This window comes from Olleya sp. NP1-10, assembly GCF_055804415.1.
This window is the reverse complement of record NZ_CM147840.1, coordinates 2,012,143-2,027,441: the sequence shown is the minus strand read 5'-3', so window position 1 is coordinate 2,027,441 and position 15,299 is coordinate 2,012,143. Positions and strand designations below refer to the sequence as shown.

The following is a 15,299-nucleotide window of genomic DNA, read 5'->3' as shown; positions in this document are numbered from 1 at the left end:
GTTTAGTCATTCCGTTAATTATTCACGTAAGTAACCGAAACTATCATCTATATTTTATTTTAACAGGGGCAGCTTGGACTATTGCTAGCTATGGATCAATTATGCAATTTCTAAATGTTATTACATGTCCAAAAACTGTAGAGGGTATACCTATGTGCTATATTTCATTCATAATATTTTCACTTTTGATTTTACTCAAAAAAATAACGTTAGTACAAAAATCAATCATAAATTAAAAAAACACTTTTTTCATTAAAAAATACATTAAAAGTAAATCAATCAGTTCATAAAAAATCGCCATAAACAACTGATTTCATTAAATTATTGAGGAACCATTAGAATTATTTAATACTATTGTACTTTAAAATCTTGCACAGTTAATTAAAAATAATAATCTCCCATATGAAAACAATACAACTACTTTCGATCTTATTTCTAATAATACTTACTAGCTGTAATAACAATAAAAAAATACAAACACTAAAACATTTAATAATCAAACAATATATCAAACAAACCGTAATGAAATTGTTGTTTTAAAAATAATAAAAGATAGCGCTTATCATATTGATTTTTTATCAACAGCTTCAAAAAAATCAAAATGTAACTGCTAAAGATAGTATTCTAAATTACTTCACTTTAATTCAATTTGAAGGAGAAATAACTAATGACAATGATAAACAAATACTCAGAGAAAATATTATTACCAATAAAATCAAAATTAGTAATGGTAAATCAATAAAAGCACCATTATTTAAAGCTGCTAATTTGGTATATAATAAAACCAATAAAACACTAAGTATTTTTAATGATACATTAACGGAAGCTAATAATTTATCCATAGAAAAAACTTTATCAATAGTTGCTAAACATAAAGATTGGTCTGGAGAGTATATCAACCTTAATCAGGTTAAAAATTAAATTATTACTATATTTTAGTAAACGTTATTTTAAAAGTCAAAACTTATGTTTTGACTTTTTTTATTACATTAGTCTTCTAAAAATTGATAATCATCAAAAACATCTACACACAAAACAATAGCATTGACGCTAAAGAGTCTGATTACTTATACATAAAAACATCTCAGTTACCAGGAGCTGGAAATGGTTTGTATACAGCTATAACTATTTATAAAGATGAAATAATATCGCTCTTTAAAGGTGAAATTTTAGATGGTAATGAAGCACAAAAGCGAGCCAGTCAAAACAATGATAAATATTTTATTAATCTATTAGATGGGACTATATTGGATAGCATGCATACTGATTGTTTTGCTAAATATGCTAACGACATCAAAGGAAGCAACACTACTCAATTTAAAAACAATGCAAAAATCACTTTAGATGACAATCAAAACGTCTGTATTAAAGCAAGAAAAAAATAAAGTCTGGTCAGGAGATTTTTTGTGGTTATGGTAAAGCCTACTGGAAAAAGCATCAGGAATAATATTTATTTTAAAATAAACATCTGTAATTGATTTCACGTAAGAAAAGAAAAAATTAAATTTGCATAAACTCAGTAACTAACCTTATTTTAATTTTACATCTTGGAAAATAAAAAAGCACTTAAATTAATAGACAGTATCCAAAGTAACCTAGACGCTACAGGTATTAATACAGATACTTTAATTGACGACATCAAACAATTAAGAACTTATGTTTTAGAATTAGAAGTTCCTTTAGCTGTTAAAGTATTACGTTATGCCTATGAGCATATCGAAGCTAACGACTCTTTTTTAATTCCTATTCCTGAAGATAGTCCAATTGAAGATGAAGATATTGATGTGGATACCTTTGAAGCATCTACATTAGATCCTGTAGAGAGTTTAAAGTATTTAATTGCGTTGATAGGTAACCTAGAAAATAGCATGAATATTTTAGATTTAAAATATTACAAAAAAGCTTTAATGGACTATTAAGTCATTTAAAGATTAACTATAAAACATAAAAAAGCCTTCTTATAATAAGAAGGCTTTTTTAGTTATAATGTGGGGAGAGCAGGATTCGAACCTGCGAAGACGTAGTCAGCAGATTTACAGTCTGCCCTCGTTGGCCGCTTGAGTATCTCCCCAAAACTGATGGCAAATATATACTAACTTTTAGTATCTAGCAAACAAAAAAGGATAGTTTTTATTAGTTAATTTTTGTTTGTTTGATTATTAAATAGTTACAATTAAAAAAATATCAAATTATAAAAAACAGATTAAATTTATACATGATCTATAATGAGTAACCCTCGTTTTAATAGTTTAAAATTTGACTATCTAATCCTTTTTAAACAAAAAAGGCGACCAATTGGTCGCCTTTTTTTATAATGTAAAATGTATTTACTTTTTTAAGCTAGTGGCTGGCTTATTTAACGCAGAGCTCATTTCCATTGAAATAGCTGAACGATCAAATTTTAATTTTCCAGACATGGTTTCAATAACACAACTATTGTCTTTGTCGTTAAGCTCGGCAATTTTACCATGCATACCACTTTTAGTTATTACTTTATCACCACGCTTTAAATCTGCAGCAAATTGCTTTTCTTTTTTTGCACGTTTCATTTGTGGTGCAATCATAAAGAAATACACTACCGCAAACATGGCTATTATAGGTAAAAAACCGCTAATACTTTCCATTACTGAATAACTGGTCCTAAGTTAGTATTAGCTCCTTTTGCTGCTGCATTAGGATCTGGAGTAATAAAGGCTGAAATCTTTACAGACTCTTTTCCTGAAGCTGTATTAGCTGTAATATTAATTACTTTAGATGTTTTGTTAGCGCCTTTACCATTAAACTTAACAGTAAATTTGTCTGATGCTCCAACTGCTAATGGCTCTCTTGACCAATCTTTTGGTACAGTACAACCACATGTACTTTTAATATCTGTAATTACTAATGGTGCCTCACCTGTATTTGTGTAAGTAAATACTGTTTCTTGAGGAGTACCTGAAACAATTTGACCAAAGTCATGCTCTTTTTTATCAAAAGTAATTACAGGTAATTTGTCCGATTTTGCATCTCTCTCTGCTGCTGCAGTTACGTTACTTGCGTCAATTTTAGCTGCTGCATTTTGCTTACATGATGTTAAGCTGATTAAGCATACTGCGCTTAATAGAATCAATACTTTTTTCATAATAGGTATTTAGTTTTGTTGAAACCTTAACATTTAAAGTTTCTAGTTTTATAAATTTAGAACTGTAAAAATAATAATATTTTTTTACTACATCAATCCTCGACCAACTTTATTTAGCTTTCCGTCCTCTTGATATTCTTTTAACAGTTTATCTAAAATACCATTTATAAAGATGCTACTTTTTGGTGTTGAGTACTCTTTTGATATTTCAAGGTACTCATTAATAGTTACTTTTGTTGGTATTGATGGAAAGTTAGTTAACTCGCAAATGGCCATTTTTAGTAACACTAAGTCTAAACTTGCTATACGCTCTGTATCCCAGTTTTTAGTCTTACCTGCAATTTCTTCACTTAATTTGGATTGATTTAACAATGTCTTTTTAAACAAATTAATAGCGTATTGCTTATCCTCTATATCTTTATAAAGTTTAGGCGTTAAAAAACGGTCGTCTGACGTCTCTTTAATTTTACGTAATAACTTTAATATAGCTGTATTAACCGTTGGTAGGTCATCTAACCAAGTTAAATTTTTGTCTTCGATATAATCGTAAAGTTTATCGTTTGGAGCGATAATTTCTTTAAAGACATCTAAAATAAAGTTTTTGTCTTCTTTAAAAGTAGATGTTTTAGTAGACATGTACTCTTTATAAAGATCACTTGCTAAAATATCCTTATAGATAATCTCAACATACTCATTATCTAACTGCCAATTGTTAATGTTTTTGGCTTCAAATTCGCTTTTTAAAGCTTCATTGTTAGTGATTAATTGTAAAACTTGGTTGTTTACAAATTTTTTGTTGGGATTTTTTTCTTCTGGAGTTGCTAAATGCTTTTTTTGGATGGTTTCTAATTGAGATTTAGAACGCTTTCCTACTTCTATAATTAACGAAAACATCGTTAAATATAAATTATACATGTTATCTATACTGTATAACAAAAATTTTTGGTCTTTAGAAAAATCATCACTTTCTGTACCATTAAATGCATATAAAACCTGCATTACTTTAACACGAATATGTCGTCTACTTAGCATACTTACAAAGAACTTTAAATTTCAATTAGTTTGAAATACTTTTTTTAATAATTAAAAAGGCGAAAGTTTTCACTTTCGCCTTGCAAAAATAGTATATTATATGATATCTATTGTTGATTTTCTTTTTTTCTTGCTTCAATTCTTGACAAAGCAATATTTAACGCTGCCTGATGCGTTGTTATATCATTAGTCTCAGCATTACTTAAAATTTCTAAAGTAGTATTATAGATATTTTCAGTTTTTCTCATTATTTCTTGTTTACCATAGTTTTCTAACTCAGCATAAACATTAATAATTCCTCCAGCATTAATTAAAAAATCTGGTGCGTAAACAATTCCTTTTTGTTGTAAGATACGACCATGAGTCAACTCATCTGCCAATTGGTTATTTGCTGCTCCAGCGATAACTTTAGCTTGAATAGTGTTAATAGTAGAATCGTTAATTGTTGCTCCTAAAGCACAAGGTGCATATATATCTACAGCTTCAGCATATACGTTGTTACCTTTATATATAGAGGCTCCGTATTTTTTACTTATAGCTTCTAATCGTTCTTGATTAATATCATCTATAATGACTTTGGCACCATCGTTTGTTAAATGCTCTACAAGAGATTCTCCAACGTGACCAATACCTTGAACAATGACTGTTTTATCCTCTAAAACGTCTGTTCCAAATTTATATTTTGCAGCAGCTTTCATACCCATAAACACACCATAAGCTGTGATTGGAGATGGGTTACCTGCGCCTCCTTTATCTTCAGATATGCCTGTTACATAAGGTGTTACTTCTCTAACAGTATCCATATCTGCAGTTTCCATACCTACATCTTCTGCAGTAATGTACTTACCACTTAAACTGTGTACAAACTCTCCAAAACGCTTCATCAATTCTGGCGTTTTTTGTGTTTTAGCATCACCTATAATGACCGCTTTTCCACCACCAAGATTTAAACCTGTAATAGCAGACTTAAAAGTCATACCTCTTGATAAACGTAATACATCATTTACAGCTTCCCATTCATTGGCATATTGCCACATTCTTGTACCTCCTAAAGCAGGTCCTAAAACTGTGTTATGAATTCCGATTATTGCTTTTAATCCTGTATCTTTGTCGTTGCAAAAAACGACTTGTTCGTGATTATCAAAAGATAATTGCCCAAAAACAGGATCTGCTTTTGATAATTGATTGGTATTGATTAATTCTGAAACCATTTAGTAAACATTTTAATTTAATACATAGATTTTACATTATTTATAAAATCAATGCGCGAAATTACTCTTTTATTAACATTAAAACAATAATTCACATGTTAAAATGTGAAATTATTAAAAAAAATTACGAACCTACGTTTTCATTTAAATGAAAGAATTACAACATCTTAATAAATACTTTTATAAGTATAAAACCCAAATTATAATTGGTGTTTTAATAACCATAATCTCTAAATTATTTACTGTTTTTGTTCCCAAATTTATTGGATCTATTATAGACGTGGTCAATGACCAGCTACAAAACCCTGAAAATAGTGTCGTTAATTACAAAGCTAAATTACTAAAATATATTATGTTTTTAATTGGCTCTGCAATATTATCCGGAATACTAACCTTTTGGATGCGTCAAACAATTATAAATGTATCCCGTTATATTGAGTTTGATTTAAAAAACGAAATTTATCAGCAATACCAAAAGTTATCTTTAAATTTTTATAAGAAAAACAGAACTGGAGATTTAATGAACCGTATTAGCGAAGACGTCACAAAAGTACGTATGTACACTGGTCCTGCTATTATGTACAGTATTAACACACTTACCTTATTTGTTGTAGCCTTAATTTTTATGTTTAGACAAGCACCAACATTAACTTTATACACCATAATACCTTTACCAATATTATCTATAATTATTTATAAAATTAGCTCCGAAATACATAAACGTAGTACCATTGTACAACAATATCTATCCAAATTATCTACATTTTCTCAAGAAACATTTAGTGGGATTTCTGTTATTAAAGCCTACGGTATAGAGCCTCAAACCTCATCACAGTTTGATAAATTGTCTGAAGACAGTAAACAAAAACAGTTAAGTTTAGTTAGGATACAAGCCTTATTTTTTCCGATGATGATATTATTAATCGGACTTAGTAATGTTTTAGTCATTTATATTGGAGGTAAACAATATATGAATGGTGAAATTAGTCTAGGTACAATTTCAGAGTTTATAATGTATGTTAATCTGTTAACTTGGCCAGTTGCAACTGTAGGTTGGGTAACTTCAATTGTACAAGAAGCAGAAGCGTCTCAAAACAGAATTAACGAATTTTTAAAAACGGAACCAGAAATACAAAACAACAATCCTAATACCTCTGATATTATTGGTGAAATTGAATTTAAAAATGTGTCCTTTACTTATGATGACACAAATATTCAAGCTTTAAAAGATATTAGTTTTAAGGTCAATCCAGGCGAAACATTAGCCATAATAGGAAAAACTGGATCTGGAAAATCTACAATCTTGGATCTAGTTGGTAGATTATATGACGTCAACAAAGGTCAGATTTTAGTAGACCACCAACCTATTGAATCACTAAACTTGTATAGTTTACGTGACGCTACAGGTTACGTCCCTCAAGATGCCTTTTTGTTTAGCGACAGTATTAATAACAACATTAAGTTTGGTAAAGAAAACGCTACGGATCAAGAAGTGATTGATGCTGCCAAACTAGCACAAGTCCACAAAAACATTATTAAGTTTAAAAACCAATACAATACTGTTTTAGGCGAACGTGGTATCACCCTATCTGGTGGACAAAAACAGCGCGTATCTATTGCAAGAGCAATAATTAAAACGCCTCAAATCATGTTATTTGATGATTGTTTATCTGCTGTTGACACAGAAACTGAAGAGAAAATTTTAAATAACCTTAAAACCATTACAGAAGGTAAAACGACCTTAATTGTTAGCCACAGGATATCTTCTGCTAAAAATGCAGATAAAATAATAGTTTTAGATGACGGAAACATTGTACAATCTGGAACACATCAACAGCTAATAAACACTGACGGATACTACAAAGAGTTGTATTTGAAAACAACTAAATAAAAAGATTTACATTAAAATGTTGTGGCATTCAACTTTTTTTGATTTTTGGTTTATCAGAAACAACTAACAACACAATTTAGATTATGCATAATAACGAGATGATGGAGAAGGAAGAGATTTTTTCGAAAGTATTAAGAGCAGGAAGACGTACTTATTTTTTTGATGTAAGAGCTACTAAAGCAGAAGACTACTACTTAACAATTACTGAAAGTAAAAAGTTTACTAATGATGATGGATCATTTCATTACAAAAAACACAAAATCTATTTGTACAAAGAAGATTTTAACGAGTTTAATGATATCTTAAAAGAAATGACAGATTACATCATCAACGAAAAAGGAGATGAAGTTATTAGCGAACGTCACCAAAAAGATTTCAAAAAAGAATACGACACACCTCAGGTAACAACTACTGCTACTGAAGCAACCTCAACAACTGAAGCTACTGCTGAAAGTAGATTTACTGATGTAGATTTTGATGATATTTAAAATCTTACAAACAACAAATAAAAAAAGCCTTCTCTAAACGATAAGGCTTTTTTTATATTATCTAATTAAGACACAACACTACCGTTTGGCACTTTATGTTCTGGATTTAATAAAATAACATCCTTACCATTTACAGCTCCTAATACTAAACATTCACTCATAAAATTTGCGATTTGCTTTTTAGGAAAGTTAACCACAGCAACAATCTGACGTTGTAGTAACTGGTCTTTATTATATAGCGTTGTGATTTGTGCGCTAGTTTTTTTAATTCCTAAATCTCCAAAATCAATCTTTAATTGATACGCTGGCTGTCTTGCCTCAGGAAAATCATTAACTTCTAATATTGTTCCTACGCGAAGATCTACTTTAGTAAAATCTTCAAACTGAATTGTATCACTCATAACTGTTAGTTTGTCGTTATATTTGTAATGCAATTTAATATTTTTAAAATGAAAAATCTTTGTGTACTTATCTGTTTCTTATTTATAGGAAATACAATAATGGCTCAAACTAAATTTGAAAAAGAATCAAGAATTTCTGTTCATATGGTTCCAGATCAAGCCAAACAGTTTGTTTATCAATTATTAGCTTCAAAGCAAGTTAAATGGTATCACGAAATACACGAAACTGGCCAATCAATTGAAGCCAAAACTAAATATCAAAACAAAAAATACAGTATTGAGTTTAACATGGATGGAAGTCTTCAAGATATTGAAGTTGAAACCCATAAAGACAATATTTATGTTAAAACCTATGCTAACATAACAAATGTATTAGAAACCAAATTTGATAAACATTGGATTAAAAAAATACAAATCCAATATATTGGCTCAAAGGAAGCATTACTGGCTTTCTTTAAATCTGGACATCCCAACAACATCACCACTAACTATGAAATAGTTTTAAAAGGAAAAACAAAAAATAACAAAGCGCTTTACGAATATTTATTTACCGAAAAAGGCGCACTAAAATCCACAAAAACAATAGTTTTTAGAAACACTGATAATATCGAGTTTTAATAATGAAGCCTTTTTACCTCTTATTACTATGTGGTGTTATAAGTTTTATCACTAAAGCACAAAACACTTATCACATAGGAACATTACCAACTATTAACATTAGTAAACCACTAGAGAATAATTGGAAAATAAATTTTAAATCAGAATTTAGACAATTATTTAAAACTGGACAATTTGGAAATGATCAAACCACTAATTATGATTACGTCCATACTGATGCTGCCCTAGTAGCTTCAAAAAAAACAGGCTTAAATAACACAATTGCTGGTGGATTTTTATTAAGATTCAGAGATCAAGATATTGTAAAACGCACCATTCAACAATTTACAATTATTAATCCTTTTAACAACTTTAGATTAGGACATAGGTTTTCTACAGATCAAACCTTTGTTTCAAACGAAACTATAACATTACGTGTACGATATCGTGTAACTTTTGATATTCCTTTAAATGGTCAGTCAGTTGATAAAAACGAATGGTATTTAAAAATTAGTAATGAGTATCTTAACCGTTTTAAAAGTAAAGAAGATTACGATTTAGAAGTTAGAGTTTTACCAAATGTAGGCTATGTATTTACTGATAATAATAAACTTGAAGTTGGTTTGGATTACAGAATTAATGATTTTGTAAACCAATCTACAAGACAACGTTTTTGGTTAGCTATAAATTGGTATGTCAGTATTTAATATTAGCTTTACCTATTCAAAACAGTTTACAATTAATTTGTTATAATTACATTGAAACAAACAAAACACATTTTACCTCTTATAGTTCTCTCCCAGTTTTGCTGTACCTCGCTTTGGTTTGCTGGAAATGGAGTGATCAATGACCTGATTATAAGTTTTAATCTAAATACCAATGCTTTAGGGCATCTAACTTCTGCTGTACAATTTGGTTTTATTGGTGGAACATTAGTTTTTGCAATATTAGCTTTATCAGATCGATTTTCGCCTTCTAAAGTATTTTTTATAAGTGCTGTTTTTGGGGCCTTATTTAATGGATTAATTATTTGGGACCAACATACTATCTCAAGTCTTTTAACATTAAGATTTTTAACCGGTTTTTGTCTCGCTGGTATTTATCCTGTGGGTATGAAAATTGCATCAGATTATTATCAAAAGGGTTTAGGACAGTCACTAAGTTTATTGGTTGGCGCATTGGTTATTGGTACTGCTTTTCCGCATATTTTAAAAGATTTAACCGTCGGTTACCCATGGAAACTTGTAATTATTACCACCTCTATTTTAGCCCTAGTTGGTGGCTTACTAATATTACTTTTTGTACCCAATGGTCCGTATTGTAAAGTTGGTGCAAAAACGGAATGGTCAGCCTGTTTTAAAGTGTTTAAAAAACAATCTTTTAGAGCTGTGGCTTTGGGATATTTTGGACACATGTGGGAATTATATACCTTTTGGGCTTTTGTACCCATCATGCTAAAAGCCTACACAATCATACATCCAAAGATTATACTAAATATACCATTACTATCATTTTTTATTATAGGCATTGGCGGAATAGCATGTGTGCTTTTCGGTAGAGTATCTAAAATTTTAGACGAAAAAAAACAGCTAGTTTAGCATTGCTATTGTCTGGAGTTTGTTGCTTAATTTCACCAATAATATTCACTGTTTCAAATCAATTAGTGTTTATTATTTTTTTAATGTTTTGGGGAATGGTAGTTGTAGCGGACTCGCCTTTACTTTCTACATTAGTAGTACAATATGCACCTTCAGACATCAAAGGGACTGCTTTAACAATTGTAAATTGCTTAGGCTATTTTATAACCATAATAAGCATACAGTGTCTAACGCTATTGTTAAGTTACACTAATTCAAACTACGTATACATAATTTTAGCTATAGGTCCAATATTAGGATTAATCACTTTAAATAAAAAACAAAACTAATTACAGTATTAATTTTATAAATAATGTTCAGCAATTTATAGGTGAAGCAACTATATGGTTCTCAACACCTTTAGATAACTAAAGCCAACCTTCACGATTTAATAATTCATAAATATGTGCATAATGGTGATTACTATGCCAAGCATAAATACCAACATTTTTATTTAATGAAACGGTATCACCACTTTCCGGATGAATAAAAGTACGCTGTAAATCTTTTTCAGTTAAACCTTTAAGATAATAGACTAGTTTAGCATGTACAGCTTTAATATGGAGTATTGATAAAGCTATGGGGTGATTATAATCATGTTGATTAGCCCAAGCATTTTCTTCATAGGCTTTAATAACAGGATTTTGTTCTGTCATTGCCCATTTAAATCTAATATAACTATGATGGTGACTATCTGCAACATGATGTATTACCTGTCTAATGGTCCAACCTTCTGGTCTATATGGTGTATCCAATTGTGCATCTGTTAAAGGATTAACCAATTGTGCTAATCTAGAAGGAAAATGATCTAATACAGCTATCCAAGATTGAATATCACTAGTTGTAATTATATCTGGACAATTAAAGGTTCCTATTGGATATTTTAGAAGTTGAAGTTGTTGATCTGTCATCAGTATATAAATAAAAAGCCTCATAGACATAATATCTATGAGGCTTTAATATAATAAAATATTTTATATTTATTTAACGTCTACTAATTCGACATCAAAAACAAGTACTGCGTTTGGTGGAATAACTCCGCCTGCACCTCTTGCTCCATAACCTAAATCAGAAGGGATTACAAAACGTGCTTTATCACCAATGTTTAATAATTGGATACCTTCGTCCCAACCAGAGATAACTTGACCAACTCCTACTTGAAAGTCTAAAGGTTGATTACGCTTGTAAGAGCTATCAAAAACAGTTCCGTCTGCTAATTGTCCTTTATAATGTACAGAGACTTGGTTTCCTTTTTCTGCTTTTTTACCTGATCCTTTTTGGATAATTTGGTAACGTAAACCACTTTTAGTTTCTTCAAAACCTTCAGCTAATTTGTCTAATTCTGCACGTTTAGCTTCAAGTTCTGCAGCTTCACGTTTTTCTCTTGCACCTTCAAAAGTTCTAAACGCTTCAATAGCATTAAATTGTTCTGCTGCAGCACCAACTCTAACAATTTCTAAAGTTGTGATTTCATCTCCTTGGGCAATTGCATCCACCACATCTTGTCCTTCTACAACATTACCAAAAACAGTATGATTACCGTCTAACCAATCTGTAGCAACATGAGTAATAAAAAATTGACTTCCGTTTGTACCAGGTCCTGCATTAGCCATACTTAAAATACCAGGTCCACTGTGTTTTAAATCAGGATGAAACTCGTCATCAAATTTATAACCAGGATTACCTGATCCTGTACCTTGAGGACAACCACCTTGGATCATAAAGTTATCTATAACTCTATGAAATTTTAAACCATCGTAATAAGGTGTCCCTTGTGGTTTAACTTCATTTTCCATATTTCCTTCTGCTAAAGCAACAAAGTTACCTACTGTTCCAGGAGTTTTCTCAAATTCTAAAGCGACTAAAATTTCGCCTTTTGTAGTATTAAATTTTGCGTATAAACCGTCTTGCATTACATTGTATTTTAATGAGCTGCAAAGATATAAAGAAGTTAAAAGTTATAAGGTATCAGTTAAGTTTTTTTAACCCAAACCTATTCTATTTAATTATATTAAATTTGACACACAATTATAAACAATTATGGGATTATTAGGTAAGCTTTTTGGAAGCAAAAACTCAAACAATACAACAGCAGCAGATCAAGCTAATTATATAGACAAAATTTTAAAACATAGTGAAGACCAACCACTAGGCGTTGCAGATGCTAATGTTATTTATGCAGGCTATAACGAGTTGGGTGGTTATTATTATTTACAAACATATGTGGTTGGTAAATTAAATACAAAAACTAAAACTGGAGCAAATTTAATTGTAGAAGGCAATGGTTATGTAATGGATTTAAAATCTGATATGAATGAAATTGAATCTGATCCAATAGACATTGGGTTTAAAGGGAGTGCCACCAGAATAGATTTTGAAATTGAAAAAGACACTGTAGAAAGCATCAAACGATCGACAATAAAAAGTTTAACTTTAACTATAAAAAAGCAAACTTTAGTTTTTAAACCTATTGAAACTACAGATTAAAACAAAAAAATCTAATAGCGATGGCTATTAGATTTTTTTATAAGTGTAATAATTACTATTAGTTAGTTAGCGACTTCACTGATAAACTTTATACGATATAATCGTAATTCTTCATCATCATAATCACCATCAAACTCGTCAATAGCAACATCTATTTTATCGGTTTCAGACTCCATAAAATAATCATGGATCTCCTCTTGCTGGTCTTCATCTAAAATATCATTAATCCAATAATCAATATTTAGTTTAGTCCCAGAAAATACGATTGCTTCCATTTCTTTAATAAAAGCAGACATTTCCATTCCCTTTGCAGATGATATGTCTGTTAAAGGTAATTTACGGTCTACATTTTGAATGATATACAACTTTAAAGCCGAATTACTTCCTGTTGATTTTACCACTAAATCATCAGGTCTTATAATATCATTATCTTCAACATATTTCTCGATTAATTTGACAAAATCTTTACCATATTTTTTAGCTTTACCTTCTCCTACTCCATGAACATTAGACAGTTCGGCTAAAGATATTGGATATTTTAAAGCCATATCTTCTAATGAAGGGTCTTGAAAAATCACAAAAGGTGGTACGCCTAATTTTTTAGCATTAGACTTACGTAAGTCTTTTAACATAGTCATTAAAGCCTCATCAACAACTGCTCCTCCTCCACTTTGTGCGGTAATTATAGAGTTATCTGCTGTTTCACTAAACTCATGATCTTTAGTCATCATGAAAGATTCTGGTTGTGCGATAAAGTCATCTCCTTTGGGTTTTAATTTAATAACACCGTAGGTTTCAATATCTTTTTTTAATAATCCAGCCACTAACATTTGACGTGTTAATGCCATCCAATAAGACTTGTCTTTATCTTTTCCTTTACCAAAAAAGGGTTGAGCATCAGTTTTATGAGAAGCAATTAAAGCATTAGATTTACCTGTAATAACATTAACAAGCTCTTTTGCTTTATATTTTTGGTTTGTAGCTTTTACAATTTCTAAAACCAGCTTTACATCATCTTTAGATTCTTGTTTTTCTTTTGGATGACGCATATTGTCATCCATATCTCCACCTTCACCTGTTTCGTTATCAAACGATTCACCAAAGTAATGAAGTATAAATTTGCGTCGTGATATTGAAGTTTCCGCGAAAGCGACAACTTCTTGTAACAAAGCTTGACCAATCTCTTGCTCTGCAACAGGTTTACCAGACATAAACTTTTCTAATTTTTCTATATCCTTGTAGGCATAATAGGCTAAACAGTGACCTTCACCTCCATCACGACCTGCACGACCAGTCTCTTGGTAGTAGCTTTCTATACTTTTAGGTATATCATGATGAATTACAAAACGTACATCAGGCTTATCTATTCCCATACCAAAGGCTATGGTTGCAACCACAACGTCAATATCTTCCATCAAAAACATATCCTGATGGCTTGAGCGTTTTTTGGCATCTAAGCCTGCGTGATAAGGGACTGCTTTAATACCGTTAACTTGTAAGACTTGGGCTAACTCTTCTACACGTTTACGACTTAAACAATAGATAATACCAGACTTACCTTCGTTTTGTTTTACAAAACGGATAATATCTGCATCTACATTTTTAGTCTTTGGACGAATCTCGTAGTATAAATTAGGTCTATTAAAGGACGCTTTAAAGGTGTTAGCATCATTCATTCCTAAGTTTTTCAAGATATCTTCTTGCACTTTAGGTGTTGCTGTTGCTGTCAAACCTATAATAGGTATATTGTCACCAATACGTCTTATTATGGACCTTAAATTTCGGTATTCTGGTCTAAAATCATGTCCCCATTCACTAATGCAATGGGCTTCGTCTACTGCCATAAACGAGATTTTGACCGTTCTTAAAAACTCGACATTTTCTTCTTTAGTTAAGGATTCTGGTGCAACATATAATAACTTGGTTACTCCATTAGTAATATCCTCTTTAACCTGTTTTATTTCGGTTTTGTTTAAAGATGAATTTAATACATGTGCTATCCCGTTTTCATTAGAAATACCACGAATGGCATCCACCTGATTTTTCATTAATGCAATTAAAGGAGAGACTACAATAGCTGTTCCTTCTTGCATCAAAGCTGGTAACTGGTAGCATAAACTTTTACCTCCACCAGTGGGCATGATAACAAATGTATTGTCTTGTTTGGTAATACTTTGTATGACTTGTTCTTGGAGTCCCTTAAACTCGTCAAAACCAAAGTACTTTTTTAGTGCAGAATGCAAATCGCTTTTCACTATGTTAAACTTACGTATTAAATTAATTTTTTTACACTTACTCACTATTGACTCACAAATAAATAGTTGTAAAGAATTGAATTCCTCTTTCAATTTTTCGTTAAATTTGCGGTCAATATAATTCGCTAAAACAATTAAAGTTTTAATGAATAAGACTAAAGATAGTAAAATCTTTATAA

Annotated in this window: 18 protein-coding genes and 1 tRNA gene; 10 read left to right on the top strand and 9 right to left on the bottom strand. The window is 30.6% G+C overall.

The genetic code is table 11. The annotated features are described in order from the left end of the window. The first annotated feature begins 567 nt into the window (after positions 1-567). The 3 genes from AC0L4B_RS09355 (at position 568) to AC0L4B_RS09345 (ending at position 1,919) form a co-directional block, all read left to right on the top strand. Entirely contained in the window at positions 568-921 is a 354-nt protein-coding gene (locus tag AC0L4B_RS09355; protein WP_473436688.1) for a hypothetical protein, read from the top strand. Positions 922-1,004: 83 nt separating this feature from the next. Further along, positions 1,005-1,385: an SET domain-containing protein gene (locus tag AC0L4B_RS09350; RefSeq protein WP_473436687.1), complete on the top strand. Its 381-nt coding sequence runs from the start codon at positions 1,005-1,007 to the stop codon at positions 1,383-1,385. A gap of 162 nt (positions 1,386-1,547) precedes the next feature. Then, complete coding sequence (locus tag AC0L4B_RS09345; RefSeq protein WP_473436686.1) at positions 1,548-1,919, top strand: hypothetical protein; 372 nt, start codon at positions 1,548-1,550, stop codon at positions 1,917-1,919. A gap of 70 nt (positions 1,920-1,989) precedes the next feature. On the opposite strand, the gene AC0L4B_RS09340 is transcribed toward AC0L4B_RS09345, so the two are convergent. The 5 genes from AC0L4B_RS09340 to AC0L4B_RS09320 form a co-directional block, all read right to left on the bottom strand. Further along, a tRNA-Tyr gene (locus AC0L4B_RS09340) sits at positions 1,990-2,071 on the bottom strand. A gap of 256 nt (positions 2,072-2,327) precedes the next feature. Further along, positions 2,328-2,624 carry a preprotein translocase subunit YajC gene (yajC, locus tag AC0L4B_RS09335; protein WP_289045597.1) on the bottom strand — a complete coding sequence of 99 codons (297 nt, stop codon included), beginning with the start codon at positions 2,622-2,624 and terminating at the stop codon, positions 2,328-2,330. Further along, positions 2,624-3,121, bottom strand: a complete 498-nt coding sequence (locus tag AC0L4B_RS09330) for a DUF1573 domain-containing protein (RefSeq protein WP_473436685.1) — start codon at positions 3,119-3,121, stop codon at positions 2,624-2,626. Before AC0L4B_RS09330 ends, yajC begins: the two co-directional genes overlap by 1 nt. Before the next feature lie 87 nt (positions 3,122-3,208). Beyond that, positions 3,209-4,153 (bottom strand): transcription antitermination factor NusB, encoded by a 945-nt coding sequence (nusB, locus tag AC0L4B_RS09325; RefSeq protein WP_236011213.1) that lies wholly within the window; start codon positions 4,151-4,153, stop codon positions 3,209-3,211. A 107-nt stretch (positions 4,154-4,260) separates the two neighbouring features. Then, complete coding sequence (locus AC0L4B_RS09320; RefSeq protein WP_473436684.1) at positions 4,261-5,364, bottom strand: Glu/Leu/Phe/Val family dehydrogenase; 1,104 nt, start codon at positions 5,362-5,364, stop codon at positions 4,261-4,263. 148 nt (positions 5,365-5,512) lie between these two features. On the opposite strand from AC0L4B_RS09320, the gene AC0L4B_RS09315 reads away from it, so the two are divergent. Together AC0L4B_RS09315 and AC0L4B_RS09310 are read left to right on the top strand one after the other, a co-directional pair. Next, complete coding sequence (locus tag AC0L4B_RS09315; RefSeq protein ID WP_473436683.1) at positions 5,513-7,255, top strand: ABC transporter ATP-binding protein; 1,743 nt, start codon at positions 5,513-5,515, stop codon at positions 7,253-7,255. Positions 7,256-7,338: 83 nt separating this feature from the next. Further along, complete coding sequence (locus AC0L4B_RS09310) at positions 7,339-7,743, top strand: PUR family DNA/RNA-binding protein (RefSeq protein ID WP_473436682.1); 405 nt, start codon at positions 7,339-7,341, stop codon at positions 7,741-7,743. 65 nt (positions 7,744-7,808) lie between these two features. Here the strand turns inward: AC0L4B_RS09310 and AC0L4B_RS09305 are convergent, their stop codons facing one another. Next, complete coding sequence (locus AC0L4B_RS09305; RefSeq protein WP_473436681.1) at positions 7,809-8,144, bottom strand: tRNA-binding protein; 336 nt, start codon at positions 8,142-8,144, stop codon at positions 7,809-7,811. 99 nt (positions 8,145-8,243) lie between these two features. Here AC0L4B_RS09305 and AC0L4B_RS09300 point away from each other — a divergent pair, with 99 nt between their 5' ends. From AC0L4B_RS09300 to AC0L4B_RS09285, 4 genes are read left to right on the top strand one after another with little or no spacing between them, the layout of a single operon-like run. Continuing rightward, positions 8,244-8,762: a hypothetical protein gene (locus tag AC0L4B_RS09300; RefSeq protein ID WP_473436680.1), complete on the top strand. Its 519-nt coding sequence runs from the start codon at positions 8,244-8,246 to the stop codon at positions 8,760-8,762. A 2-nt stretch (positions 8,763-8,764) separates the two neighbouring features. Then, a complete protein-coding gene (locus AC0L4B_RS09295; RefSeq protein ID WP_473436679.1) occupies positions 8,765-9,448 on the top strand; it encodes a DUF2490 domain-containing protein in 684 nt (227 codons plus the stop codon). A 51-nt stretch (positions 9,449-9,499) separates the two neighbouring features. Beyond that, positions 9,500-10,339 carry an MFS transporter gene (locus tag AC0L4B_RS09290; protein ID WP_473436678.1) on the top strand — a complete coding sequence of 280 codons (840 nt, stop codon included), beginning with the start codon at positions 9,500-9,502 and terminating at the stop codon, positions 10,337-10,339. 2 nt (positions 10,340-10,341) lie between these two features. Continuing rightward, the gene (locus tag AC0L4B_RS09285; RefSeq protein ID WP_473436677.1) at positions 10,342-10,668 is read left to right on the top strand and encodes a hypothetical protein; all 327 of its coding nucleotides are present in this window, start codon (positions 10,342-10,344) and stop codon (positions 10,666-10,668) included. Positions 10,669-10,746: 78 nt separating this feature from the next. Here AC0L4B_RS09285 and AC0L4B_RS09280 read toward each other — a convergent pair whose 3' ends face one another. Continuing rightward, positions 10,747-11,289 carry a YfiT family bacillithiol transferase gene (locus AC0L4B_RS09280; RefSeq protein ID WP_473436676.1) on the bottom strand — a complete coding sequence of 181 codons (543 nt, stop codon included), beginning with the start codon at positions 11,287-11,289 and terminating at the stop codon, positions 10,747-10,749. 69 nt (positions 11,290-11,358) lie between these two features. Then, positions 11,359-12,291 carry a peptidylprolyl isomerase gene (locus tag AC0L4B_RS09275; protein ID WP_473436675.1) on the bottom strand — a complete coding sequence of 311 codons (933 nt, stop codon included), beginning with the start codon at positions 12,289-12,291 and terminating at the stop codon, positions 11,359-11,361. A 127-nt stretch (positions 12,292-12,418) separates the two neighbouring features. Here AC0L4B_RS09275 and AC0L4B_RS09270 point away from each other — a divergent pair, with 127 nt between their 5' ends. Then, positions 12,419-12,865 (top strand): hypothetical protein, encoded by a 447-nt coding sequence (locus tag AC0L4B_RS09270; protein ID WP_473436674.1) that lies wholly within the window; start codon positions 12,419-12,421, stop codon positions 12,863-12,865. A gap of 62 nt (positions 12,866-12,927) precedes the next feature. Here the strand turns inward: AC0L4B_RS09270 and AC0L4B_RS09265 are convergent, their stop codons facing one another. Beyond that, positions 12,928-15,120, bottom strand: a complete 2,193-nt coding sequence (locus tag AC0L4B_RS09265) for a RecQ family ATP-dependent DNA helicase (RefSeq protein WP_473436673.1) — start codon at positions 15,118-15,120, stop codon at positions 12,928-12,930. Positions 15,121-15,299 lie beyond the last annotated feature (179 nt).

Coding starts and splice junctions, on each gene's coding strand:
- yajC (WP_289045597.1), bottom strand. CDS start 2,624: ATGGAAAGTATTAGCGGTTTTTTACCTATAATAGCCATGTTTGCGGTA.
- AC0L4B_RS09330 (WP_473436685.1), bottom strand. CDS start 3,121: ATGAAAAAAGTATTGATTCTATTAAGCGCAGTATGCTTAATCAGCTTA.
- nusB (WP_236011213.1), bottom strand. CDS start 4,153: ATGCTAAGTAGACGACATATTCGTGTTAAAGTAATGCAGGTTTTATAT.
- AC0L4B_RS09320 (WP_473436684.1), bottom strand. CDS start 5,364: ATGGTTTCAGAATTAATCAATACCAATCAATTATCAAAAGCAGATCCT.
- AC0L4B_RS09315 (WP_473436683.1), top strand. CDS start 5,513: ATGAAAGAATTACAACATCTTAATAAATACTTTTATAAGTATAAAACC.
- AC0L4B_RS09310 (WP_473436682.1), top strand. CDS start 7,339: ATGCATAATAACGAGATGATGGAGAAGGAAGAGATTTTTTCGAAAGTA.
- AC0L4B_RS09305 (WP_473436681.1), bottom strand. CDS start 8,144: ATGAGTGATACAATTCAGTTTGAAGATTTTACTAAAGTAGATCTTCGC.
- AC0L4B_RS09300 (WP_473436680.1), top strand. CDS start 8,244: ATGGCTCAAACTAAATTTGAAAAAGAATCAAGAATTTCTGTTCATATG.
- AC0L4B_RS09295 (WP_473436679.1), top strand. CDS start 8,765: ATGAAGCCTTTTTACCTCTTATTACTATGTGGTGTTATAAGTTTTATC.
- AC0L4B_RS09280 (WP_473436676.1), bottom strand. CDS start 11,289: ATGACAGATCAACAACTTCAACTTCTAAAATATCCAATAGGAACCTTT.
- AC0L4B_RS09275 (WP_473436675.1), bottom strand. CDS start 12,291: ATGCAAGACGGTTTATACGCAAAATTTAATACTACAAAAGGCGAAATT.
- AC0L4B_RS09270 (WP_473436674.1), top strand. CDS start 12,419: ATGGGATTATTAGGTAAGCTTTTTGGAAGCAAAAACTCAAACAATACA.